Origin of the sequence: Cupriavidus sp. SIMBA_020 (genome assembly GCF_046535395.1) — a bacterium.
GTDB lineage: Bacteria > Pseudomonadota > Gammaproteobacteria > Burkholderiales > Burkholderiaceae > Cupriavidus > Cupriavidus campinensis.
The window spans coordinates 1-453 of record NZ_JAWRWU010000073.1 but is presented as its reverse complement, the minus strand read 5'-3'; the positions used below and the strand labels follow the sequence as shown (position 1 = coordinate 453).

Sequence of the window (453 nt, the reverse complement as noted above, 5' to 3'; positions counted from 1 at the left end):
ACGACGTGCTCGGCGGCTACGTGCAGCTATCGAAGCGTTTCGGCGACAGCTTCATCGACGACACGACGATACCGACACATGCGCGCAACAACACGTTCCTCGAACTCGGCGCGACCGACCGGCATTACTTCGGCGCGGCGCAGTTCGACGGCACGCTCGCCTACCGTCAGGGCATTGGCGGCTTGGGCGCAACGCCGGACCCGTATATCGATGGCCCGACGTACCGCTTCCATATGGCCGTGCTCGATGCGAACCTGTCGGTGCCGTTCGCCATCGCCAACCAGCCATTCCGGTACGTCACGACATTCCACGGCCAGTTCACCAACGACACGCTTTTCTACATCGACGACCTGACCATCGGCAGCCGTTACACCGTGCGCGGCTTCGACGGCGAAACGATGCTCGCGGCCGAACGCGGCTTCTACTGGCGCAACGAGCTGCAATGGCCGATGT

Annotated in this window: 1 protein-coding gene; it reads left to right on the top strand. The window is 62.9% G+C overall.

Going from position 1 to position 453, the window contains the following annotated elements; all coding sequences use genetic code 11:
• The coding region (locus tag SB751_RS28215) for a ShlB/FhaC/HecB family hemolysin secretion/activation protein (RefSeq protein ID WP_410748812.1) at nucleotides 1–453 on the top strand (453 nt) is incomplete at both ends.